Genomic DNA, 25,721 nt, shown 5'->3' on the forward strand with positions numbered 1-25,721 from the left:
ATGGGAAACAAAAAGAATGAGTTAATAGATCCATTATTAAAAAGCGGAAAAATATTTAAACTTAAATGTGAAAAATGTAAATCTATATCTGTGCAAATAAGTAAAGAAGAAAAGCCAGATTCTATATGTTTTGAATGTGGAGGTAAATGTGTAGTACTATAGGTGTATAACAAATTAATTGTTTAAAATTAAAATAATAAGAAAGCACTTAATTCTTGGTAGATAATTCAAGAAATTAAGTGCTTTTATATTTTTTTAATTAAGACCTTGACCATTACAACTTAAAATATATCCATTAAAGCCATTAGCCGTTATTGATTTAGGTATAAACATGAATCTTATTGTATTGTTATTTTTTCTAGCTTCAACTTTTAAAATTTGATAACTATAATGGTATAATAAAAATAAAAAAATTATATTTATTAAAACTCTAAAGTAATAATATAAAAAATGTAAATAAATACATTTACAATTATTTTAAAATAAACTATAATTAAGACATAATTAATCGGTTAAAGAGGAGTGATATATATGAAAAATTTATTTAGAATATTCAATAAATCTAATATATGTTGCTCTGACTCAAAATATAAAACTATATAATTATATAGGATTATATTTTAATAAAAATACCCTGGAGCACTAGAAGTGTTTCAGGGTGTTTTTATGCTATAAATAACCGAAATAAGGAGGTGTAAAAATGAATACTAGAGTAGGTATATTTTATATAAGATTAAGAGGATAGCGCACGGATTGTGGCTAAATTAGAAAAAATAAAATTTATACAATATATAAACGTATAAAAATAGTCATAATCCCGTCCTATTTATAAATTAAATAGTAAATAAAAGGAGATTATGTATATGAAAGTAAAAGGAATATTAGTAGGGGTTAATATAAATAATAAAAATAATTTTGATGAATCAATGATTGAACTTGAAAATTTAGCTTTAGCATGTGATATAGAATCGGTAGGATCAATTGTTCAAAATTCAAAACAAGTTAATCCAACCTATTATATAGGAAGTGGAAAGATTGACGAATTATCAAATATAATAGAAACTTTAGAAGCTGAAGTAGTAATATTTAATAATGAATTGTCTTCATCTCAATTAAGAAATATTGAGTCAAAATTAAAGTGTCAAGTTTTAGATAGAACATCTTTAATACTAGATATTTTTGCACAAAGAGCAAAAACTAGAGAAGCTAAACTACAAGTAGAAGTAGCAAGACTTAAGTATTTACTACCAAGACTAATTGGAGCAAATGAAAATTTAGGTCGTCAAAGTGGAGGGGTAGGAACTAAAAATAAAGGAGTAGGGGAAACTAAATTAGAGCTTGACCGTAGAAAAATTGAGGATAAAATAGCAGTTTTGAATAAAGAACTTGAAACTTTAAAGCATCAAAGAAATATACAGAGAAATAAAAGAAATAAATCTAATATCCCAAGTATAGCATTAGTAGGATATACCAATGCAGGGAAGTCATCAGTTATGAATGAATTAATAAATAGATTTAAAGATAATGATGATAAAAAAGTTTTTGAAAAAGACATGTTATTTGCAACACTAGAAACTTATGTAAGACATATAAAGCTTCCTGATAATAAGGAGTTTTTATTGTCAGACACAGTTGGATTTGTAAGTGATTTACCTCATGATTTAGTTAAGGCATTTAGATCTACACTAGAAGAAGTTTGTGAGGCTGACCTATTAATTCATGTAATTGATATTTCTAACCCTAATTATGAAAGCCATATTGATGTTACTAATGAAACATTAAAGCAAATAGGTGCAGAGCATATACCTGTAATCTATGCTTACAATAAAGTAGATTTAATGAAATTATATATACCTTCTGATAGAGGTATATATATATCAGCTAAATCTGGTATAGGAATAGAAGAATTGATAGAGAGTATATGCAAAAAAGTATTTAAAGATTATATAACGTGTAAGGTATTAATCCCTTATAATGAGGGGGAAATAGTAGCTTACTTAAATGAATATACGAGTATAATCAATACAAATTATACAGATGAGGGAACTATATTAAATATTGAATGTAGTAAGCAAGACTATGATAGATATAAAAACTATCTAATATTAAATTAAATATATAATGAAATAAATTACTTATAAATATTATTGTAATTTATTTAAATTTTAAAAAGGTACTAAAATAACTTTATATTTTAGTACCTTTTTTCTGAGTTAGATTGTAATAATAAAAACATATATACATATTACAGTTTGATTATTTTGTTATTTATAATATATAGTGATTTTTAGAATACATCAATAATAGATTATAAAAACAAGGTCAAAATAAAAGTGAATATAAAAGTATAATTTCGAAAGTTATAATGATACCCTAAATTTACAATGTCTTGTATATTGAAATAATTCTAAAAATATTTACGTTTAAAAATAATTGACAAAATACATATTAAAAGTTATTATGTTAATACATTAATGCCGTTAAACTATTACAAAAAAGGTGGGTAAGTATAAAGATGAAAAATAATATTAATTTAATAGGTCAATTTAGAACTGATTGGATAAGATATAGCGATTATGAAATAAAAAGTGATGAAAATGGATCAGATTACATAGTTCCAAAAGAAAATTCAATATTTACCATTTATAATCCATTTGATAAGTCAAATGATTTGATTTTTGATTTAATAAAAATTGGAGACAACGCATTAGATAAAGAAATTGATAAAGATGTTATAAATGATATGATATTAAATTTTGTAAAAGAGTATGGATTATTAGGAATAATAACATCTAGTGTTTATAATAGAAATATTATAGGAGAATCAAAAGTATTACTTACAGATAATAATCATTTAAAAACTAATGAAAAAATAATGGATGAAGATAAGTACCTTAGCTTATTTACACCTTTTGCAAATGAAGATGAAGTTTATTTAAGAAAATTAGGAAAGCATATGACATTATTTAAAGCAGAAGACTCACCTAAATTTTATGGTAAAAGACCACTTGTATTAGATTTAGTATTTTCTAGATTTTACTGTGAAAAATTAGAATGGATAATAGATTTTGCTAAAACTATTGCAACCCATATAAATCAAATATTAATTTATAAAAATATAAACTTGACAGAAAGTGTAACAATAATGGCTGGTAAATTTAAAGCTGAGAAAATTGGAATGACAATTGGTGTTTTAGATAATCCGTATATAGAGTGGGATTTTGACTCTTTAAAAACAGCGATAGAAATAATTTACTCATTTGCAGTTACAGATAAAAATAATACAATAAAGCGTTGTGAACATTGTAAGAATGTATTTATAGCAAAAAGTGAAAAAGAAAAGTACTGTAGCCCGTCGTGTAGAAATTGTTATAACGTAACTAAAAGTAGAAATAAGAAAAAGAACATAAATGAAAGTATAAATAATGAGGAGAATGAAAAGATGAAAGAAAATAAAAAGAGTAGAAAAGAAGCTATCCTTGAATATAAAGAACGTAGTATATCAGGGGGAGTGTATAAAATAACTAATGTAGTTAATGAAAAATATCTTTTAGTAAATGATATAGATTTAAAAAGTGCTGAGAATAGATTTAATTTTTTTAAGAAAACAGGTTCTGGAACACATATGAAAGTGGAAAAGGATGTAAAAGAATTTGGTGCAGATAAATTTACTTTTGAAATCTTAGAAGAAATAGATATGAAAGAGGGACAAAGTACGAAAGAGTTTAAAGAGGACTTAAAAATGTTAGAAGAAATATGGAAGGAAAAATTTGATCCAGAAAAATCTTATTAAAAAAATATATAATTAAAGAATAACAATGTATATTGAAGTATGTATTAATGTATGAAATAATATACCAAGGGGTGATATTATGACTAAAGAATACTATTGTCCAAACTGCAGAAAAAAACTACAAACTATAGATGGTTGAGGAAGTACAAGTTATTTTTGCATGGAATGCAATACATTAATTTCTAGAAAGAAAATATTAACTAAAGAACAATTAAATGAAAATAAAAGTAACGAAAAATAATATAAAAGAGTATCAATTTTAAAGATACTCTTTTATATTATCTAAAAATATTTATTCTAGCCGTTAACATATATTTTTATATTAATAATTAATGGGTATATTACTATATTATAAGATATTTAATAAAATGTGGAGGCTATTATGAAAGAAGACGATAGAATATGTGGATGCTTTAATGTAACTGTAAAAGATATAAAAGATGCCAAATTAAAGGGATGCATGAGTGTAGACGACGTAAGAAGAGAAACTAAATTTGGAGAAGCTTGTGGTAGATGTAAAAGTAAAGCAGAATTAACCGTATTAAAAGTACTCTTAAACAGATTATATATAAAATAATTAATAAAGTATAAAAGTTACTTGAAGTTAAAATTTAATTTTTATTGTAGGCAAATTCGACATAAAGTATTAAAATAGAAATATAGGATAATATAGGATTAAAGGAGAACATAATGCAAATTCATTTTTTAAGCAAAGATAAAATATCTGTACAACCTACAAAACTTGTAGAAATATTAATTCAAAGTAATGGATATACAAACTTTCATGAAAATATAGTAAAAAATAACATAGAATACAGTGATCAAAAAACACATGAGATATCAAATGGTGGATTTATAGATTTTAATCAACATTTATATGAAAATATAAATGAAATGAATTCTATAAGTACAGGAATATATCTAGAAAAATCTTTAATAACATTTAGAATTTTCATATGGGGAGCAAAAGGAGAAGGATTTGAGATATTCAAACATGTATTACGTGGAGAAGAGATAAATAATTTAAAAACAATTGAAGATTTAAAAGAATATATATATATCCATATAAATGAATTAGAACAAGGAATAATAAAAACTTATGGTGAAGATACTAATAAAGCTTTTGAGCAATTTGGCTTAGCGATAGAAAGTAGAAAATTACCACTTCAAAGTATACTTCAATATTTAAGTATAGAAAATAATATAAAAGATTTTAAATAGGAAAAAGGAAATAGTTAAAACTATTTCCTTTTTTATTGTACCCACTATTGCTTCATAACACATATTATATAGTAAATAGTAAGTAATATAAGGGAGGGATAACAATGGATAATAACTATAGACCTTGCATAAATAATCCACTGTATATATATAGACAAAGCATAAGTAAAGAAAGTGAGTTCTTTAAATATAATATAAGCTATCCTATTTTAATACCATTTGCAACTTATTTTAATACATCATTTTATAATATCGAAATTATTAATAGAATAAATCAAACTATATATAATGATATTATGAAATATAAAAATGAGATAAAGAGACAATCTAAGGAATACGAAAAAGAGTATATAAATGTATTGTCAAAATCTAAAGAAGAGTATATTAAATATCAATATGAATTAATTGTAGATTATAAAGTAACATATAATATAAGCCATACAATAAGTATTCCCATACAAAAGTATGAGTTTACTGGAGGAGCTCATGGTATGACTTATTTAGATTCGTATAACTATGACTTAAGAGATGGTAAACGATTAAAATTATCAGACATGTTTAAAAAAGGTATAGACTATAAAGAAATAGTAGATACATTTATAAAAGAAAATATAAATAAAAATAAAGAACTATATTTTCAGGATGAAGGTAAATTCGCTGGAATTAGTGATAATCAACAGTTTTATATAGAAAATGACGGACTAGTAGTATATTTTAGTTTATATGAGATAGCTCCATACTATGTAGGAATACCGAAATTTAAATTAACATTTGATGAGTTTGGTAAATATTTTAATAACAAGTATATCTGCAAAAGCTAAGATAAAACTATGATATAATAACATTTAGATAATAAATTGCAAGGAGACATTCTATGAGCTACAAATTTGAAGCAACAATACAAAAACATGATGGAAAAGATGCTACTTATATAGAGATACCTTTTGATGTAGAAAAAGAATTTAAGGCTAAAAGAGTAAAAGTAAAAGCTAAATTTGATGGATTTGAATATAGAGGGTCTATTGTAAAGATGGGACTTCCATGTTATATGATAGGTTTAACTAAAGAAGTAAGAAAAAATATAGGCAAAGAAGTAGGAGATTCTGTATTTGTTGAAATAGAAAAAGATGAAGAGATTCGAGCAATAGAATTACCAAATGACTTTAAAGATGGACTTGAAAAAAATGAAAAAGCACTTGAATTTTATAATTCGTTATCATATTCTTGTAAACGTAAGTATTTACAATGGATAACTAGTGCTAAAAAAATTGAAACTAGAGAAAAAAGAATACATGAAGCTGTTATAAAATTAGAAGAAAAAATAAAGATAAAATAAGTGATATAAAAAGAGTATGTTTGTGGAAAAACATACTTTTTTATACAATTTTTTTATTTATAAAATTTCAATTGTCAACTTTAGATAAGATTATGCATATTTATACATTAGAACATATATTCAAAGAATTGAGGGATATGCATGACTAAAAAAAGTAGTAAAAATAATGCTAATAATAAATTAAAACAAAATAAAAAAACAAATTTTAAAGGTAAAAATGCGACTAAAAAATCTAACAGCAACTTAACTGAACAGTTAAAGAAAAAATTATTAGAAAAATTACTAGAAAAAATTTAAGTGAAATTATGACTTATATTTAAAATAAATAGTAATAAAAAATAGAGCATATAATGTATGTTCTATTTTTTATTACTATTTACTAAAAAAAATATTATAATAATATTATATAAAAAATAAAAGGAGAATAAATATGTATAAATGTTGTATATTTGATTTAGATGGTACATTAGTTGATTCAATTAAAGCAATTTCATACACTACAAATCTTACGCTTAAAAAATATAATTTAGGACCAATAGGTGAAGACAGATACAAACATCTAGTTGGAGATGGATATAAAGTATTAATTGAAAGGGCATTAAAGGAATGTGGAGACACTAAGTTAGTAAATTATGAAGATGCATTGATTACTTATATGAAATATTTTGAAGTTCATTGTCTACATGAAGTTAAGGCTTATGATGGAATTAAAGATATGTTAAATTACATAAAAGAAAATAATCTTAAAATAGCAGTACTTTCTAATAAACCTCACGAAAGAACTATTGAAAATGTAGAGAAAATATTTGGTGAAGAATACTTTGATATAGTAGCTGGAGAACAAGAAGGAATTAGGAGAAAGCCTGATAAAGAAGGCGTTATAAAGATTCTTGATAACCTAGGTATAAATAGAAGTGAGTGCTTATACATTGGTGATACAGATACAGATATGAAAACAGGAATAAGAGCAGGCGTTGATACTATAGGAGTAACTTGGGGATTTAGAGATAGAGAAGAGTTAGAGGAATTTAATCCAAAGTACATAGTTAACCATCCAAGTGAAATTACTAGTATTATAAAACTTTAGATATAATAAAAAAGTACTTATCTTTTAGAAGAAAGTACTTTTTTATTTGATAACTATTTGAATTTCTTCGTGAATTACTTAATTATACTATCAGAAAGTATATCAGCAAAATTAATCATATGTTCTTTACCTTTATCATATCTTTCAATTGCACCCTTCCAATTCAATCTAGATAGAGTTTGGTTTGTAATAAACCGTAAATGTTTATGCAATATATCTTTTAAAGTTTGATTTGAACAATTCGGATTAGCAAAACTTAAAAAATTAGATTATAATAGTAAATTATTTTACTTAATTGAAAATGATTATTATTTACAATTAATAAAAAATAAGTTATTATTATATTAAATTAAAAAATAAAACAATATAGCATAAAGTTATGCTAAAAGAGTATAAATGGAGGTAGTAAAATGGAAAATATTGTTTTTGCCTTTGTGTTGACTATTATTGCGGGGTTATCTACAGGAATAGGAAGTTGTATTGCATTTTTCTCAAAAAAAACAAATACTAAGTTTTTATCAATTAGCCTAGGTTTTTCAGCTGGTGTAATGATTTATGTATCTATGATAGAAATATTTGCAAAAGCAAAGGATTCTCTTGTTGTTCCTTTTGGAGATAAGTTGGGAACAGGTATAACTATTTTAGGTTTTTTTGGAGGAATTCTTTCAATTGCTTTAATAGATAAATTAATCCCAAAAGAGAGCAATCCTCATGAAATAAAAAATATTTCGCAGGTAGAAAATTTAACTATATCAGAAAACAGGTTAATGAGAACCGGTATTTTTACAGCTATTGCAATAGGAATTCATAACTTTCCAGAAGGGTTAGCTACATTTATATCTGCATTACAAGATCCAACGATAGCTATTCCTATTGTTGTAGCTATTGCAATACATAATATCCCAGAAGGAATTTCTGTATCTGTACCTATTTATTATGCAACAGGAGATAAGAAAAAAGCATTTATGTATTCTTTCGTCTCAGGTCTTGCTGAACCTATTGGAGCATTAGTTGGATATTTATTATTGATGCCTATTATGAATGATGTTGTATTTGGAATATTGTTTGCAGGTGTTGCAGGTATTATGGTATTTATATCTTTAGACGAGTTGTTACCATTATCTAGAGAGTATGGAGAAGATCATCTTTCTATTTATGGATTGGTAGCTGGTATGGCTGTTATGGCAGTAAGTTTATTACTATTTATGAAGTAGTTTATAAAAACTTTTATCTGTTTTGTAAAGTATTTATTTAAGCTACCAGTTATAGTATTTATCTTATCAAAATTAGTTTAATTTCTAATTTTAATGAAAGTAGAAAAATACTGTGATATAATTTTATGAGAAGTGATAATTTATATCATATGAAAATTATTATACAAAGGAGAATAAGATGGATAATATAAATAAATTTCAAAGTTTTATAATTTTGATAATGGTCGCAATAGGTATTATACTAGGTCAAATTAATATATTCCAAAGATACGCAGAGTATTTAATAATGCCTGCATTAATGATAATGCTATTTTTGGTTTTCATACAAATACCATTAAAAGAAGTAGGAAAATCTTTTAAGAACGTTAAATTTACAATAGCATCTGTAGTTATGAATTTTATTTGGACTCCAATTATTGTATTTATTTTAGGTAGGTTATTTTTAAACAATCAACCAGAAACTTTAATAGGATTTGTTATGCTTATGGTAACTCCATGCACTGATTGGTATTTAATATTTACAGGTATTTCAAAAGGTAATGTTGCCTTAGGATCATCTGTTTTACCACTTAATTTAGTACTTCAATTAGTGTTATTGCCACTTTATATTTTTATAATAGGAGGAACTAGTGTAAGTATAAATATTGTAAGTTTAGCTAAAGGAGTTATATATAGCTTATTAGTACCACTTACATTAGCTATTATATTTAGGAAGGTTGCTATAAGTAAAATAGGAATTGAAAAATTTGAAGATAAGTTGACTTGCAAAGCGTGTGATTATCAAGGATATTTTTTAAACTTAGCGATAGTAGCAATGTTTGCATCACAAGGTAAGGTACTTTTAGAAAATCTTCAAATTTTATTAATACTATTAGTTCCTATATTATTATTTTTCTTAATAAATTTCATAGCAGGAAGATTTGTTGGAAAAATAATAAATTTAACTTATGAGGATAATGTATCATTAAACTTGACTACACTAGCTAGAAATTCTCCAATAGCACTTGCAATAGCAGTAGCAACATTTCCTGATAAGCCATTAATATCGTTAGCGCTTATAATTGGACCATTGATAGAACTTCCTATGCTATTTTTAATATCTAAAGTATTACTAAATATAAGAGAAAAAGAGCAGGTGGCATAGATTTAAATTTATATAAGTTTTATACAAATAAATAATATAATTTAGAAAAAGGCCATAGTCTCTATATAGAATCTATGGCCTTTTTTAGCTTATGAAAAGTTTATAGAATTAAAATTATACCTTAGCTTTATTAAATTCTATTTTAGTACTTAAAATAAAACCTAAAAATCCTCCTATTATAGCAGGTACTACCCAGTTGAATCCAAGACTTGAAAAAGGTAGCTTATGAATAAAGTCTATATTTAAACCTAAGTTTAAGCTATCAATAACTGTAAGTAAGCTAGTTAAAAGAGTTGCATAAGCTGCACCTTTGTAAATCTCATCTTTATTCAAAAGATTTTTTAAGAAACTCATTATAACTAGAACCAATGATATTGGATAAATAACTGTAAGTATAGGAATTGAAATAGAAATTATTTTATCAACTCCGAAGTTTGAAACTATTGTACTAAATGCACAGATAAAAACAACGATGTACTCATATTTTAACTTTTTATTAGTAATATATTCAAAGTATTTACCAGTAACAGAAGTTAATCCAATTGATGTAGTAAGGCATGCAAAAGCAACAACTACAGCAAGTATTAATGATCCAGTATTTCCTAGAAGCATATTTGAAATATTAACTAATAAAGTTGTTTGTGATATATTTGAATCATATATATTAGAAGCAGTAGCACCTAAGTATGCTAATCCACTATATACTAGTATAAGCCCTGCAGCTGCTAATAAAGCTGCTTTTATAGTAAGTTTTATGCTAGAAGTATTATTGTATCCTTTATCTAAAAATGATGACATTACAAGAGCTACAACTCCACCTACTCCAAGTGCACCCATAGTTTGGTAACCTTGAGTAATTCCATGTGAGAATAAGCTATTATTATTTATATTAGTATTTAAATTTCCAATAGGTGAGGCAATTCCTTTTATTATTAAGATAGCTAGGGTGATTAGTAATACAGGTGTTAAAAATTTCCCTATGATATCCATTACTTTAGTGGGTCTTATAGTTAATAAAAGTGTCAATGTAAAAAATAATACTGAGAAAATAATTGGATTAATAGAGCTAAATAATGGCTGTATACTCATTTCAAAAGTTGTAGCAGCTGTTCTTGGAACAACTAAAATAGGTCCAAGACAAAGCATCATTATAACTTCTAAACTAAATCCAAACTTCTTACCAGCTTTTTGAACAACTGCTTGGTAAGATCCAGCTTTTGCAACTGATATAATTGAAAGTATTATAATCCCAACATCAGCAAATAAGAAACCCAAGAAACTGATTAACCATTGACTACCCGAGGTTACTCCTATGTAGGGGGGGAAAATTAAGTTTCCAGCTCCAAATAATAGTGAAAATAATGCAAAACCAACAATAATTATATCTTTAAATTTTTTCATAGTCTTTCCTCTTTTCTTTATTTTTAATATAAAAAAGCCACATAGTACATTCACTATGTGGCTTTTAAAGGCCTAGGATTATAAAAACCACATAGTGTCTATCTATGTGGCAATTTGCATAACAAATTAATTTTAGCCATCATAGATACAAACAATTTAGTTTGTATCCATGATTTATATATTCATCATAAATACAAACTTAACTATAATAGCTAAAATAAAATATATTAAGTTTTGATATATTAGTCAAGTTCATATTTTTTATCATCTTAAAACTCCTTATTTTTTTAATACAGATTTAATTTTTATTTGTTAAAACCTATTATATATAGTAAATCTTTAAAATGCAAGACAAATTTTCAAAAAAAGTTAACTTAATTATACTTTTATAGTGTGTATATATTAACTATTCACTAATGATCTTAAGGGTTTGAGCAGTCCCTTGTACAGGAGAGGTTTCTTTTACAGAGCCTTTAAATGTTACTTCAACAATAAAACCTAACTCTAATTCAGAAAAATCAAATGAATTATCCATATCATATTTTTGAATCTTTGTATCTTTAGTTATATTAACGTATGCCTCATCGTAATTTGTATCATCTTCTAATTTACCTTCTACAAGTAGCGTTGAATTATCTTCATCTATATTTATAGACGTTACTTTTCCTCTTATATCAATTTTTCCTTGGTTATTATCAGAAGAACAACCAACTGTAAATAGTGATATTATGGACAAAAGTAGTAAAATTTTTTTCATTTTTAAATCCCCCAAATAAATTAATTAAAACTCTTAATAATAGTATATTGTTATTTACAATAAGACATGTACACTTTTTATATATGAATTTCAGGCGGTAATAAATCTATAACAAATTTGATGATTAATTTAATAAATTTATGGAGAACATATATGAATGAATAAATATAATAAAAAATATTAAAAATAACATTAAATATTGCACAATAAAAAACTAAAGAGTATAATCTTTTTAAGAAAAACGAAAACTAAATAGATACTGTAGAGGTCGCGGTACTTATGAGTACTAATAATGAGGTAAGCACAATGATTTATTAGAAAAGGAATTATCGCCGAAGGATATAACCTATGCTTTAAAGTTATATACCTGGGGATGTATAAAATATATGCATCACTGTCACAAATTTAATTTGTGTTGAGCTACATTTGAGGAATCATAATAGTGGTTTATTATTTATGATATTTATATCCCTTAAGTGTAACTTAAGGGATTTTTTATATATTAAGGGAGGTAATATAATGAAACTTCATGGAAGTATGTCTGTAAGAAATAATCAATTATATATAGGAAATGTAAGTTGCAGTGAACTTAGAGAAAAATATTTAACTCCGCTTTATGTATTTGATGAAGAGTTAGCAAGAGATAACTGCAAAAAATTTGTAAAGTATTTTAGAGTGGAAGAAGATGAAAATAGAGTGGCTTATGCAGGTAAGGCATTTTTACCAATATATATGTGTAATCTTATAAATGAGGAGAAGATGTATCTAGATGTAGTATCAGGAGGAGAGTTGTATACTGCACACAAAGCAAATTTTCCAATGGAGAAAATATTATTTCATGGAAGTAATAAAACGATGGATGAAGTAGAAATGGGAATAAACTTAGGTGTAGGAAGATTTGTGGTAGATAATTTTTATGAACTTGATTTAATAGAAAAGATTTGTAATAGAGAAAATAAAAAACAGAAAATATATTTTAGAATAACTCCTGGGATAGAGGCTCATACACATAATTATATAAAAACGGGTCAGATAGATTCTAAATTTGGATTTGTACTTGAAAATGGGGATTTAGATAGAGCAATAGAAGAAGTAAAAAAATATAAAAATATAGAACTAGTAGGCATTCATGCTCATATAGGGTCTCAAATATTTGATATAGATCCTTACTTAGATGAAGTGGTAATAATGATGAATTTAGTAAAAAGTATAAAAGAAAAATTCAATATAGAAATAAATGAAGTTGACTTAGGTGGCGGAATGGGTGTCTATTATACCAAAAAAGATAATGTCAAAACGATAAAAGAATATTGTGAAGCTATAATTAGTAAGGCAAAAGAAGTCTGTAGAGATATAGGAATAAAAGTTCCGATACTTGTAATAGAACCTGGAAGATCAGTAGTTGCAAATGCCGGAAGTACACTTTATACAGTAGGTTCCATAAAAAGCATAAAAAATGTTAGAACTTATGTAAGTGTAGATGGAGGGATGACAGATAATATAAGACCATCTCTATATAAAGCTAAATACGAGTGCTCTATTGCAAGTAAAATGGATCATAATGAAGTGAATAAAGTTACAATAGCAGGTAAATGTTGTGAAAGTGGAGATATATTAATAAAAGATGTAAATATAATGGATATAGAAACTTCAGATATATTAGTAGTATCTTCAACAGGAGCTTATGGTTATTCAATGGCGTCAAATTATAATAAAATGCCTAAACCAGCAGTAGTATCAGTATCAAATGGAAACTCTAGATTAATATGTAAAAGACAAAGTTATGAAGAACTTTTAGAATTAGAGATGCAATTAGAGCTAACATATTAAATAAAACTTATATATTAAACTTATAATAAAGTAGATTATAAATATTATTTACGATTTATAGTCTACTTTATTTTTTTATAATATTTAAATATAATTTATTATTACTATCAATACTAAAAATATGACTAGGTAAATTTCAATAAATAATTAAAATAAACATAAAAAAATCAATATAACTAAATAAAATATAAATACTTTATTTTTAAATTATGCTATAATCTAAAATGAAACAATATATGACAAAAAACGACTGCGAAGCTAAAAAATAACATATATTCAGACTTAATAAAAAAATACAAAGGAGATTAATTTATGCTACAAATAGCAGATTTGATTAACACTATAATACAATCAGTTTTATTAGCATATATTCCTTACTATTGTGTCAAAAAAGATGGACTAATCCAAGGTAAAGCAAATCACATAAGGTTAGCAATAAATATAATTGCAATGTTTTTATCTATATCTACATTGACCCGTATAATGGGAGGAACATCTTTATCAATTATATCTATGAATATATCATGTATGGTGATATTAACTTGTTTTTATATTAAAAACTATGAAAAAATAATAATTGCATATGTAATAACTTACTTTCTATTTCAAGCAACATCTATTGTATTTGGGAATATACAATGGTCATATGTGCAAAGTTTGGTCTCGATAAATAATAAAGAAATTTCTACAATAGTAGTTATGTATATACCAATGATGCTAATAGAATTTTTAATTTTATTATATGTTGATAAATTATACAATATATACCAATTTATAAGTAAAAAAAGATATGGATTTGATATTTCTATTATAGTAACTTTTTCTCTTGATACTATACTGTCTCTTTCACTAATAATTCATGGAAATGATAGTATATTTTTCAAAAATCTATTTATAATTTTTTTATTATTACTTTTAGTATTTTTACTATTATATTTTGTTAATACAAAAAATAAAATGGATGAAATAAGTAAACTAAATAAAGCCTTACAGAATAAGAATAATGAATTAAAAAAGGTTAAGCATGACTATGGATCTCAAATTTCATATGTAAATGGGCTTTATATAATGGAACAATATGAGAGATTAGGTGGTGTTTTAAGAGATATTATAAATGGGAATAACTCTATTTCGGATAATTTAAAAGTATTATCCAATTCAGAATCTATTATATCAGTTATTGTAAACTCAATAACAACAAATAACATAAATGTAATTGTAGAAGAAGAGTACAATGTATCAAAAATTGATATTTCAGAGTACGATCTTCAAAGAATAATTTCTAATATAATTAGTAATGCAGTTACTGCTATGGGTGAAAATGGTTTAATAGTTATAAAAACTTATAAAATATTTGGAAATGTGTATATAAACATTAAAAATAATGGTCCTAAGATAAATGATGAAATTATAAATAAGATATTTGAACCAGGATTTACAACTAAAAAAAGTAGTGAAAATGGTTTTGGACTGGCTATAGTAAAAGAGTTAGTTGAAAAAAATAATGGAGAACTAAGTGTATCAAGTAATAATGATTTTACAGAGTTTAAAATAATATTTAAAGAATAAAAAGTAGATAGGGATTTTCCTATCTATTTTTTATGTTCAAAGTATTAAATTTTATAAAAAGTAAATGGGAAGATAAAGTATTAAAAAATATATTTGCATCAAAGGGAGTTTATGAATCATTAATTTATATAAATATTTTGATAAATTTAGTATATTAAATAGTTAATATTATATCAATTAAGTAAAATTATAATTTTTATTAAAAAAAGTTACAAATTTACATTATATATTAAATATAAACGTATGTTAATGGAAAATTATGGATTGAAAATTAATTAATAATATGTTAGCATATAGAAAAAGTAACCAAAACTTATAAGAGATGGGGGATTGACTATGACTTTAAATGGAACAAAAACAGCTGAAAACTTAATGAAATCTTTTGCAGGTGAAACACAAGCAAGAACAAGATATACTTATTACTCAAGTATAGCGAAAAAAGAGGGGTATGTTCAGATTGCTAATATATTTATGGAAACAGCAGAACAGGAAAAGGAACATGCTAAAAGATTCTATAAATTTTTAAAAGAAGATTTTAAGGATGAATCTATAGAAATAAATGCTTCATATCCAGTATCTTTTCATCAAGAAACAGCTAAAAATTTAAAAGCTGCAGCTGATGGTGAACATGAAGAATGGGAAGTTGACTATCCTAATTTTGCAAAGGTAGCTAAAGAAGAAGGATTCCCTGAGATATCAGCGGCATTTGAAAAAATAGGAGAAGTTGAAAAAAGGCATGAAAGAAGATATAGAAAGTTATTAAATAATATAGAAAATAATTCTGTATTTAAAAAAGATGAAGTAGTATTATGGAAATGTAATAACTGCGGATATATACATGAAGGTGAAGAAGCTCCAAAAACATGTCCAGCGTGCATACATCCACAAGGATATTTTGAAGTGTTTATAGAAAATTATTAAAAAATAAATTAAATATATAAGTAGCTCTAATTATTAGAGCTACTTTTTATTTAAATTTATAATTAAATATTAAATATATAAGTAGCTGTTTTAATAGTAAAAATGAATATTAAATTGCATCATTGAAAAATAATTATGCAATTGTTTCATTTTACAAAAAAATGAATTGACGATTTATTATAAAAATTATATAATATTTATATAGAAAATATTTTAATATATATATTATTTTAAAAGGTTTCATATCTTAAAGTATCTAAATTACTAGTTAGTTTTATCTTACTTATTCAATTACTATGTATTTCATAATTATTTCTAAGTGAATTTTAAAAAAATATCAAATCAATTAAAAAAATCAAGTGTGAGAAAATGAAAGATTAAGTAATTATAAATTCAAAATATAATTATTTAATATATAGAATTAAAAAGTTAATATATAAAATTAGATATACTGACATAAGTAATATTATCTATAAAAATTTAATAGACATGGAGGAGATAATATGATTGAATTAATGCTTGTAAGTGGGTTAGTTTTATTAATTTGTATAACATCGAGTAAGGTATTATATAAATTTGGAGTACCTATATTACTAATTTTTATTTTGCTAGGAATGTTATTTGGATCTGATGGAATGGTTGGAATTTACTTTGACAACTATGAACTAACGAGACAATTATGTTCTATAGGACTAGTATTTATAATGTTTTTTGGAGGGTTTGGAACTAATTGGAAAATGGCAAAGCCTGTTGCAATACCGTCTATACTTATGTCATCATTAGGAGTAATAATTACAGCAGGTTTAACTGGACTATTTTGTAATATGATAATTGGAACTAGTTTACTAGAAGGTTTACTTATAGGAGCGATTGTAGCATCAACAGATGCAGCATCTGTATTTGCTGTATTGCGTTCTCAGAAACTAAATTTAAAGGGATCTTTAGCATCATTGTTAGAAGTTGAAAGTGGAAGTAATGACCCGATAGCTTATATGTTAACATTAATTGTATTAACACTAATGAACAACTCAGGTTCAGAGCTTATAGTTCCTATGGTAATAAAGCAGATAGTTTTCGGATTAGCAATAGGATCTGTATTAGCTAAAGTATCTGTTTATATTTTAAGAAATTCAAAATTTGAAATAGAAGGGTTTTATACTATATTTATTACAGCTATTGCCATGCTTTCTTATGCAATTAGTGAGTATGTTGGAGGTAATGGATACTTAAGTGTTTACATGGCCGGTATTATTATAGGTAATAGTAAAATACCTCATAAAAAGAGTTTAGTTCATTTTTTTGATGGAATATCATGGATTATGCAAATAATGCTGTTCTTTATGTTAGGACTTTTATCATTCCCTTCTAAATTACCAAGTGTGATTGGAATAGCCATAGCAATATCTATATTTATGATAGTTGTTGCAAGACCATTATCAACATTTATAGTTTTAGGACGATTTAATTTTTCAAATAAGGAAAAATTATTTATTTCTTGGGTAGGATTAAGAGGAGCTGCATCAATAGTTTTTGCAATTTATGCTGTGACTCAAGGTGTAATTATAGAAAATGACATATTCCATATAATATTCTTTATAGCATTAATATCAGTAGGAATACAGGGCACTTTAATTCCTGCTGTAGCTAAAAAGCTAGATTTAGTTGATAATAGTACAACTGTATTGAAGACATTTAACGATTATGATGGTGAAATTAGTAGCAAACTTATAGAGGTAAATGTATCTGAAGAGAGCAAATGGGCAAATAAAAGTATAATGGATTCTAATATACCGGAAGACATACTAATAGTTATGATAAAACGACAAGATAAAGTATTAATACCTAAAGGATCAACAATTATAAAAGGTGGAGACATCTTAGTATTAAGTGGTGATAAAATAGAAGATTTACTATAAAGATAATTATAAAAACCGTATCTAATTATAGGATACGGTTTTTTATGTAGTTTATTTTGAGATTATAAAAATTAATATTAAGGGAAAAATGGCGTAATTCGCTTTAATAATGAAGATATAATAGAGGAATGTAATGGAATATATAAAGAGAAAATATAATTTATGTATTGTATTTACATTTTCTCAAAGAATAGAAAATTACTTATTAATAAATAGAATATATTAAAGTTTTTCATAATATAAAAATAATAAGGGATTAACTTAAAGGAGGATTAGATGATAATATACGAATATAAATGTGTTATGGTTTTAGGTGCTGGAGAAAAAACTACAGAAACATTAAATGAATATGGGAAAAGTGGATGGGAATTAGTTTGTGTATGCAATGCATGGCATTACTTTAAAAGACCCGTTAATTAAAAAATGAGTCAATAAGTATTTAATACTTATTGGCTCATTTTTATTTTAGTAACTGAAAGTTTATCTTCTATAAGAGACTATAATACCGCAAGCTAATCTTGGACCAGCATTACCTGAGGGTTGTGAAGTGAAATCATCAATACCTTCATGAAGTATAAAAGCTTTCCCTATAGAATCTGATACTGTGAATTTATCAGTGTAAACAGATAAAATACCAATACCATTTGCAGATAATATAGGAGGTAAGTCTCCTACATGCATAGGATGAGTTTGATTAGTTGGATTCCAATGACTACCAGATGCTAAAAAAGGATCTGTAGCAGTTCCAATACTACAATCACCATGTTCATGGATATGGAAGCCATGAAAACTAGTAGGATTTCCCGAAGAAGTAGTGGTAGGTATTCCTGTTATATATGCTTTTATATACACTCCATTTTGTAGTTGGTATAAAAAGATATCACCTTTAATGCAAGGTGCTAGTGGTCCTCCTTTTAACTTTGCATATGCATCTGGTTCGCCAGGGTCATATGAAGAAAAAATTTCACTAATATTATACTTAGGACACGATTTATCCATAAAAGCAACTCCTTTAACACAATTTTCATAAAATATATACAGTTTATTCTATGTTATGTGAATATATAATGTGACTTAACATGAGTAGCATACTTATATTAGCTAATGTATTATTTATTAAAATAAACACAAAAAAGACAGGCTCCGTTGCCTGTCTTTAACATATAAAAATATAAAGATAAGTAAAAAATATTAGTGGGATATTAAAATTATAACCATACTTTAGATAACTATACACTAATTATAAAAATATAAAATAATTACAAAAACTACAAATAGGGTATATTCTATTATTAGGAAGGTGATAGAATTGAAATATAATAGAATAAAAATAACTTTTAAAAATGGTTTTGAAAGAATAATCGAAAAAGATAGCATTAGAAATTTCAACTCATTAGTTGAATGGGCAAATATGTTTAATAATAATGAAGAAGTTAGTCTATTAACTATGTCAGGTAGAGATTTAGGTAGTTCTTTTTCAATAGATAAAAATAATGTTAAATATATTGAGTTTATATAATGTTATTAAAATTTCTAATAATAACTATTTAAAATAAGCATAATAAATTACTATAAGAAACCTAACTATGATTTAAAATTATGATATAATAATTATATAGTATACAAATGTTATATTAATATTTTGCCCAAGACTATTTTTGTTGATGAATTAATAATAAAAAAGCTACTAAATATAATTTAGTAGCTTTTTTATTGAGCAAAATAGTATTCCCATCATAGTTGAAAAAATCACTTTATAAGTTAATTGATTTCAAATCTCCTTTAGGCGAATTTAAAGAAAAAACATTTATAAGTCTTCTCTTAAGCAATATTTATTATTATTAATGCTATTAAGAAAATATTAAAAATATAAATACTATTTAATAGTGCATTACAAAATTAAATGTAGCATATTTATGTATAAAAGTTTATAAAAATAGAAAAAACGTATAAAAACTTTAAATTAATTAAATTTTAATGAAATTTAGCATAAAAATATATATACTATAATAGTACATAAATTGGGGCAGAGAGGAAAATTAATACATGAATCATATACTAAATGAGGTAAGCGACTATATTTTAGTTGTCAATTATCAAGGGGAGATACAATACTGCAATGATAAATTATTGCTAAGATTAAATTACAACAAAGATGATATATATAATTTTAGTATAAATAATATTTTGTTGACTGAAGACTTTAATATAAAAGACTTATTAAGAAATAAAAATAAAGGGAAGATAGAATTAAAGTTATATTCAAAATCTAAAAATATAATAAATTTAAGTTCAAAAGTAATCTTAGATATATATAATAATAAAGAATCAATTTTTATCGTAGCTAAAGAGTTAACTGATAAATATTATACAAAAGAAGACTTAGAAAATTTATTAGATGAAGTTCCTTTTATGACTTGGATTAAAGATATAAAAGGGCGGTATATATATGCAAATAAAAGCTACTTAGAATATACAAAACAAGAAAAACATAAAATACAAGGTAAGTATGATCGGGATATTTGGGATTATAAAAGAGCTTTGGTATATGAACAAGAAGATAAGTTAATATTACAATCAAGAAAACCTATATTATATGAAGAAAAAATACTTTCAGATAAACGAAACGAGTATTTTGAAATATTTAAATCACAGATAATTGGCGTAAATGGAAGCACAAAATATTTAATAGGAACATCTAAAAATATTACAGTAAGAAAAAATTTAGAATTAGATATATCTAAGGGTCATAATGATATGTCTGCCTTATATGGCATATTGAATAAAAATAATAAAAATACTAACTTATATAAGATGCTACAAGATATGATGAAAGATTTATCTAGACATCTAGAAGTAGACGGTATGGTATTACTATTAAATGATGCTAAAAGAGAGTTAATGGTACCGATAGTTAAACTTGGAATTGGAAATATTACATTTGAAAATCAAAATAATATAAAATTTTCAAAGGATGAACTTAATAAGTACATAAAAGAAGAAAATCAAGAAGGCATATGTCATATAAATAATAGATACAAAGTATTTAATAAAGAAAAATTAATAAACAATGGTATTGAATATACAGGTGTATATAATATTACAACAGATGAAGAATTTATTGGCATTTTATCTATTTCTTATAAAAATAAAAACTTACCTATGAATAACTTAGATAGTTTTATGAAAACCATAGCTATGGAAATTGGTATACTTATAAAAAAATACAGATTGTCAGGAGAAGTTAAAAAAGAGCTTGAAAAAAGAAGAGATGTAGAAAATGAGCTAGAATTATTTTTAAAAACAGCAACTGATATTATGGGGATAGTTAATAAGGATGGTTGGATAAAAAAGGTAAATTATCAATGGTCAAAAACTCTTGGATGGAGTTGTGAAGAATTATTATCAATGAATATGGCTAGCTTGATTCATATAGATGACTTAGATGCGGGAATGAATGTTTCAAAAGCCAAGAATAGGGAAGAAATAATTCGTCTAAACCAAAGATGTTTATGCAAAGACGGTGAATATAAATGGTTAGAGTTTAGTAGCATATTGATAGGAGAAACAGAAGAGTTTGTTGTTACAGCTAGAGATATCACAGAAGAAAAAATAAGAGAAGAAGAAAGGAAATCTCTTGAAGAAGCAATACATTTAGAAAGCATTAAAAATGAATTTTTCGCTAATATTTCTCATGAATTTAAAACACCAATAAATATTATACTTGGAACTATGCAATTACTAAATAAGAAGATAGATAAAAATGAAATATACTCTAAAAAAAATGTAAATTTAAATAAATATGTTAACTCAATAAAACAAAATTCATATAGATTACTAAGGCTTGTAAATAATTTAATTGATATGACAAGAATAGATACAGGTTTTTATAAATTACAGCTTAGTAATTATAATATAGTACAAATAATAGAAGATATATCAATGTCTGTGATAAATTATACAGAAAATAAGCATATAAATATTATTTTTGATACAGATAGAGAAGAAACAGTAATAGCATGTGATCCAGATAAGATTGAACGTATTGTGCTAAATATCTTATCTAATGCAGTTAAGTACACTGATAAAAATGGGGAAATTATAGTGGATATAAAGCATAAAGATAACAAAGTTATTGTATCAATAAAAGATAATGGAGTTGGTATATCAAATGAAAAACTCGGATTGATATTTGAACGATTTGGACAAGTTAATCACTCTTTAACAAGACGATGTGAAGGTAGTGGTATAGGACTATCACTTACAAAATCTTTGATAGAAATGCATAAAGGCGAAATATATGTAAATAGTGAAGAAGGTGTAGGTTCAGAATTTATCTTTGAACTTCCAATAGTAACAGTAGAAGAAGAACATAAAACAATACCTGATGGAAATTATTCAGATTTTCAGATTGAAAAATGTAATATAGAATTTTCAGATATATATTCTTTATAAAAATACCTTGTAGGGCAGATGTTTTATTAGATATCTACTCTACAAGGTATTTCTTAAAATGATATAAAAAAATATATTTTATAAAAACTATCTAATTATAGTAAATATCATATATACAATATATAATATTACTAATACAACTCCTTGTTTCTTAACAAGAGAGTTATTTTTTTTCATGAATAAGTATAAAAGAACTGTTATAATAGTCATAAAAATAACATCTATTAAAGCTAATGTACTCATAGTAATAGGATTTATTACTGCTGCTAAACCTAAAACTAAAAGTATATTAAATAAATTAGAACCTATAACATTTCCTATAGCTATTTCAGTTTCTCCTTTTTTTATAGCTACGATAGATGTAACAAATTCAGGTAATGAAGTACCTACAGCAACTATAGTAAGACCTACTAAGTTTTGGCTCATACCAAATGAAGTTGCTATAGTGGTTGCAGAATTTACAACTATATCTCCACCAAGAACTATTCCTATAATACCGAATGAGCAAACTAATATAGTTTTAGGCATAGAGAAGGATTCTTCTATGGATGTATCTATGGCAACAGCAGTTTCGCCATTATTATCTATAGAATTATTATTGCTACTTCTAAGCCCTGATTTGACAGTGTTTATTAAGAAAAACGCAAATACGATTAAAAGTATAAGACCATCTATTCTACCTAAATTTAAATTGAATCCTAAAAACACTAATATTAAACTTACTAATATTAAAAATGGAGTATCTTTTTTTATAGTATCTTCTTGTACAGGTAACTTAGCTATTATAGAAGAAACACCTAAAACTATAAGTATATTGAAGAAATTAGATCCTACAACATTAGCTATACTCATATCATTTTGACCAGCTAAAGAAGATCCAACACTTACGGCAGCCTCTGGAGCACTTGTTCCCATTGCAACAATAGTTAACCCTATAACCATAGGAGGTACATGGAACTTTTTAGCTATAGACGCCGCTCCTTCTACGAATATATCTGCTCCTTTTATAAGAAACATAAAACCGATAATTAAAAACAAAAATGGCATTAAAACCCTCCTTATGATATATCAAATATTCATTTTAGCATACAAACTAGTATACCATAGAGAATATGTATAATAAAATAATAAAATTAAAATTATTTCTTTTATTTATATAAAATAAGAAAAAAATAATATATCCTATATAATAGATAGTTTTTGATATAAAAATAAAATAACTAAGGAGATTTAGATGTATAAAGGAAAGGTTATTTTATTACAGGAGAAAGTAATAGTATAAGAAGAAGTATAGTAAAAGCTTATGCTAAACAAAATGCATAAGTAATAGCAATAGATATAACTGAGCATAAATTTGAAGAAAATAGTATAAATAGAGCTAATATAATTGTATATGGAGGTATGACAAAAAAATGATATATGCTGAACACTAAATAAGAAGACAGGTCATTGCCTGTCTTCTTATTTAGTATATTAGAGATGAGAAAATTTATATAAAATCATTATGGATGATATTCAAATTTTATCCAATAATTAAGTTATTATACATTATAAAAAATATTTACAATAAAATTACAGAAGGTATTTCTTTGAAATTATAGAAAAGTATTTGAATAAGATTTTATAGCTAGTTATTTAGTACAACAATTTGATAGGAGGGGGAACGAATTGAAAGAAAAAGATATTGATCAAGAATCAAATGAGAAAGATAAGTTACAAATGTCAAAGAAAAAGATATTAATAATTACATTACTATCAGTATTATTTATAAGTATTTTAATAAAAAAAATAGGTATTATATTTAGTGAAGAGGATTTAAGTTATAAAAAAGAGAGTATACAAAACATAGGAAGCAATAAATTAATAAATCAAATTACTGGAAAGTATATAGTTAATGATACAAAGGATGATATTGTTATAACGTATTTTAAAAAAGATAAAATAATTAATTATATATTTAATGAAGAATTTCCAATAGATGATATTTTAGATAAAAAAGAAAATAAAGATACAATATTTTATGAAGTAAAATCTTTGTATTATGATGAAATTATTTATCATACATATACAATTAAGGTTTTAGATGATAAAATAAAATATATATATGAAGATGGAAGTGAATCTATGGAGTATAGACTTTTAAATAAAAATCAAGTGACAAAAGAGATTAATAAAATACATGAAGAAAAGAGAAATAATAAAAAAATACTAGATGAGTTAGAACAGTGGCTAGATATAAAAAAAGAGGATATAGATAAAATTTAATAAAATATAAAACCCCTAAATTATATCGCAAATTTAGGGGTTTTATATTTTATTAAATTCCTAGTAGATATAAAAACTAAAATAAACGTAACAAATATTACAGATTTTATAAACCAGATACTGTATAATACTTTTAATATAAATTAAAAAAGGAGTAACTAATGACTAAATATAGCAGATTACAAAAAAATATAAGTGGAAAAAAAAGATATACAATTAATCCATATATAGAAGCTGGATTTATTACACCAGATAATCTTATAAAGATATGTGAAATAGCTAAAAAATATGGTGGAGGATTACGAATTAATTCAACTCAAAGCATATCTATAATAAATTTAAAAGAAGAAGATTTAGATCTAATTTGGAAAGAATTAGATATGAATCCAGTAATTAGGAGCAAATATTCATTAAAAAATATTGAAATTTGTTCTTCAAATTTTTGTAGAATGTCAAAATATTCAAGCATAGGATTAGGAATGAAGATAACTAGACAATTTTATGGACTTGAACTTCCTGGTAAAACTAAAATAGGAGTATCTGGGTGTAAAAACTCATGTATAAGCGCTTACTCTAAAGATATAGGTGTAGTAGCTGATGGAAATGGAAATTTATTTATAACAGTTGGAGGCATTACTGGTTTAAATCCAAGACCAGCAGATATATTAGTTGAAAATATAAATGAAGAAGAAGTATTAGAGATGATAAAAAAAGTTTTAAGCTACTATAATAGCTATGGCAAAAGAGGAGAAAAACTTGGAAATTTGATAGATAGAGTAGGCATAGAAAAGTTTAAAAAAGAATTGCTATAA

25 protein-coding genes and 1 riboswitch are annotated in these 25,721 nt (G+C 24.9%); of the genes, 21 read left to right on the forward strand and 4 right to left on the reverse strand.

The window, feature by feature from the left end:
- From JNUCC81_RS08760 to JNUCC81_RS08810, 11 genes are all read left to right on the forward strand, one after another.
- Complete coding sequence (locus JNUCC81_RS08760) at positions 1-162, forward strand: hypothetical protein (RefSeq protein ID WP_454096232.1); 162 nt, start codon at positions 1-3, stop codon at positions 160-162.
- A gap of 701 nt (positions 163-863) precedes the next feature.
- A complete protein-coding gene (gene hflX / locus JNUCC81_RS08765; protein ID WP_454096233.1) occupies positions 864-2,114 on the forward strand; it encodes a GTPase HflX in 1,251 nt (416 codons plus the stop codon).
- 401 nt (positions 2,115-2,515) lie between these two features.
- On the forward strand, positions 2,516-3,793 hold the full coding sequence (locus JNUCC81_RS08770; protein ID WP_454096234.1) for a GIY-YIG nuclease family protein: 1,278 nt from the start codon (positions 2,516-2,518) through the stop codon (positions 3,791-3,793).
- Between the two features lie 382 nt (positions 3,794-4,175).
- Positions 4,176-4,370 carry a (2Fe-2S)-binding protein gene (locus tag JNUCC81_RS08775; protein WP_208331726.1) on the forward strand — a complete coding sequence of 65 codons (195 nt, stop codon included), beginning with the start codon at positions 4,176-4,178 and terminating at the stop codon, positions 4,368-4,370.
- 113 nt (positions 4,371-4,483) lie between these two features.
- Positions 4,484-5,014, forward strand: coding sequence for a hypothetical protein (locus tag JNUCC81_RS08780; protein ID WP_454096235.1), 531 nt, complete (start codon positions 4,484-4,486; stop codon positions 5,012-5,014).
- A 104-nt stretch (positions 5,015-5,118) separates the two neighbouring features.
- Positions 5,119-5,835 carry a DUF3298 and DUF4163 domain-containing protein gene (locus JNUCC81_RS08785; RefSeq protein WP_454096236.1) on the forward strand — a complete coding sequence of 239 codons (717 nt, stop codon included), beginning with the start codon at positions 5,119-5,121 and terminating at the stop codon, positions 5,833-5,835.
- 53 nt (positions 5,836-5,888) lie between these two features.
- A complete protein-coding gene (locus JNUCC81_RS08790) occupies positions 5,889-6,350 on the forward strand; it encodes a DUF1905 domain-containing protein (protein WP_454096237.1) in 462 nt (153 codons plus the stop codon).
- Positions 6,351-6,491: 141 nt separating this feature from the next.
- Complete coding sequence (locus tag JNUCC81_RS08795) at positions 6,492-6,647, forward strand: hypothetical protein (RefSeq protein WP_454096238.1); 156 nt, start codon at positions 6,492-6,494, stop codon at positions 6,645-6,647.
- Between the two features lie 133 nt (positions 6,648-6,780).
- The gene (locus JNUCC81_RS08800; protein WP_454096239.1) at positions 6,781-7,437 is read left to right on the forward strand and encodes an HAD family hydrolase; all 657 of its coding nucleotides are present in this window, start codon (positions 6,781-6,783) and stop codon (positions 7,435-7,437) included.
- A 410-nt stretch (positions 7,438-7,847) separates the two neighbouring features.
- Positions 7,848-8,651, forward strand: coding sequence for a zinc transporter ZupT (gene zupT / locus JNUCC81_RS08805; RefSeq protein ID WP_454096240.1), 804 nt, complete (start codon positions 7,848-7,850; stop codon positions 8,649-8,651).
- Between the two features lie 178 nt (positions 8,652-8,829).
- A complete protein-coding gene (locus JNUCC81_RS08810; RefSeq protein WP_454096241.1) occupies positions 8,830-9,795 on the forward strand; it encodes an arsenic resistance protein in 966 nt (321 codons plus the stop codon).
- 114 nt (positions 9,796-9,909) lie between these two features.
- Here JNUCC81_RS08810 and brnQ read toward each other — a convergent pair whose 3' ends face one another.
- Together brnQ and JNUCC81_RS08820 are read right to left on the reverse strand one after the other, a co-directional pair.
- A complete protein-coding gene (gene brnQ / locus JNUCC81_RS08815; protein WP_454096242.1) occupies positions 9,910-11,196 on the reverse strand; it encodes a branched-chain amino acid transport system II carrier protein in 1,287 nt (428 codons plus the stop codon).
- Positions 11,197-11,602: 406 nt separating this feature from the next.
- Positions 11,603-11,953 carry a DUF3221 domain-containing protein gene (locus JNUCC81_RS08820; RefSeq protein ID WP_454096243.1) on the reverse strand — a complete coding sequence of 117 codons (351 nt, stop codon included), beginning with the start codon at positions 11,951-11,953 and terminating at the stop codon, positions 11,603-11,605.
- 254 nt (positions 11,954-12,207) lie between these two features.
- Positions 12,208-12,384, forward strand: a riboswitch (Lysine riboswitch).
- Between the two features lie 88 nt (positions 12,385-12,472).
- Here JNUCC81_RS08820 and lysA point away from each other — a divergent pair.
- The 6 genes from lysA to JNUCC81_RS08850 all read left to right on the forward strand — a co-directional run bounded on the left by lysA (position 12,473) and on the right by JNUCC81_RS08850 (position 18,609).
- Positions 12,473-13,783 (forward strand): diaminopimelate decarboxylase, encoded by a 1,311-nt coding sequence (gene lysA, locus JNUCC81_RS08825; protein ID WP_454096244.1) that lies wholly within the window; start codon positions 12,473-12,475, stop codon positions 13,781-13,783.
- 312 nt (positions 13,784-14,095) lie between these two features.
- Positions 14,096-15,352, forward strand: a complete 1,257-nt coding sequence (locus tag JNUCC81_RS08830; protein ID WP_454096245.1) for a sensor histidine kinase — start codon at positions 14,096-14,098, stop codon at positions 15,350-15,352.
- 32 nt (positions 15,353-15,384) lie between these two features.
- Positions 15,385-15,510: a hypothetical protein gene (locus JNUCC81_RS08835; protein WP_454096246.1), complete on the forward strand. Its 126-nt coding sequence runs from the start codon at positions 15,385-15,387 to the stop codon at positions 15,508-15,510.
- A gap of 178 nt (positions 15,511-15,688) precedes the next feature.
- Positions 15,689-16,273 carry a rubrerythrin gene (gene rbr, locus JNUCC81_RS08840; protein WP_454096247.1) on the forward strand — a complete coding sequence of 195 codons (585 nt, stop codon included), beginning with the start codon at positions 15,689-15,691 and terminating at the stop codon, positions 16,271-16,273.
- Positions 16,274-16,776: 503 nt separating this feature from the next.
- Positions 16,777-18,189, forward strand: coding sequence for a potassium/proton antiporter (locus JNUCC81_RS08845; protein ID WP_454096248.1), 1,413 nt, complete (start codon positions 16,777-16,779; stop codon positions 18,187-18,189).
- A 276-nt stretch (positions 18,190-18,465) separates the two neighbouring features.
- Positions 18,466-18,609 (forward strand): DUF4177 domain-containing protein, encoded by a 144-nt coding sequence (locus JNUCC81_RS08850; protein ID WP_208332191.1) that lies wholly within the window; start codon positions 18,466-18,468, stop codon positions 18,607-18,609.
- A 60-nt stretch (positions 18,610-18,669) separates the two neighbouring features.
- Here the strand turns inward: JNUCC81_RS08850 and JNUCC81_RS08855 are convergent, their stop codons facing one another.
- Positions 18,670-19,188 (reverse strand): superoxide dismutase family protein, encoded by a 519-nt coding sequence (locus JNUCC81_RS08855; protein WP_208332192.1) that lies wholly within the window; start codon positions 19,186-19,188, stop codon positions 18,670-18,672.
- 310 nt (positions 19,189-19,498) lie between these two features.
- On the opposite strand from JNUCC81_RS08855, the gene JNUCC81_RS08860 reads away from it, so the two are divergent.
- Together JNUCC81_RS08860 and JNUCC81_RS08865 are read left to right on the forward strand one after the other, a co-directional pair.
- The gene (locus JNUCC81_RS08860) at positions 19,499-19,708 is read left to right on the forward strand and encodes a hypothetical protein (protein ID WP_454096249.1); all 210 of its coding nucleotides are present in this window, start codon (positions 19,499-19,501) and stop codon (positions 19,706-19,708) included.
- Between the two features lie 527 nt (positions 19,709-20,235).
- Positions 20,236-22,644 (forward strand): ATP-binding protein, encoded by a 2,409-nt coding sequence (locus tag JNUCC81_RS08865; RefSeq protein ID WP_454096250.1) that lies wholly within the window; start codon positions 20,236-20,238, stop codon positions 22,642-22,644.
- Positions 22,645-22,731: 87 nt separating this feature from the next.
- On the opposite strand, the gene JNUCC81_RS08870 is transcribed toward JNUCC81_RS08865, so the two are convergent.
- The gene (locus JNUCC81_RS08870) at positions 22,732-23,691 is read right to left on the reverse strand and encodes a calcium/sodium antiporter (RefSeq protein ID WP_454096251.1); all 960 of its coding nucleotides are present in this window, start codon (positions 23,689-23,691) and stop codon (positions 22,732-22,734) included.
- Between the two features lie 621 nt (positions 23,692-24,312).
- Between JNUCC81_RS08870 and JNUCC81_RS08875 the strand changes: the two genes are divergently transcribed.
- Together JNUCC81_RS08875 and JNUCC81_RS08880 are read left to right on the forward strand one after the other, a co-directional pair.
- A complete protein-coding gene (locus JNUCC81_RS08875; protein ID WP_454096252.1) occupies positions 24,313-24,909 on the forward strand; it encodes a hypothetical protein in 597 nt (198 codons plus the stop codon).
- 161 nt (positions 24,910-25,070) lie between these two features.
- On the forward strand, positions 25,071-25,721 hold the full coding sequence (locus tag JNUCC81_RS08880; RefSeq protein WP_454096253.1) for an NAD(P)/FAD-dependent oxidoreductase: 651 nt from the start codon (positions 25,071-25,073) through the stop codon (positions 25,719-25,721).

The sequence above is a fragment of the Faecalimicrobium sp. JNUCC 81 genome, from assembly GCF_053667625.1.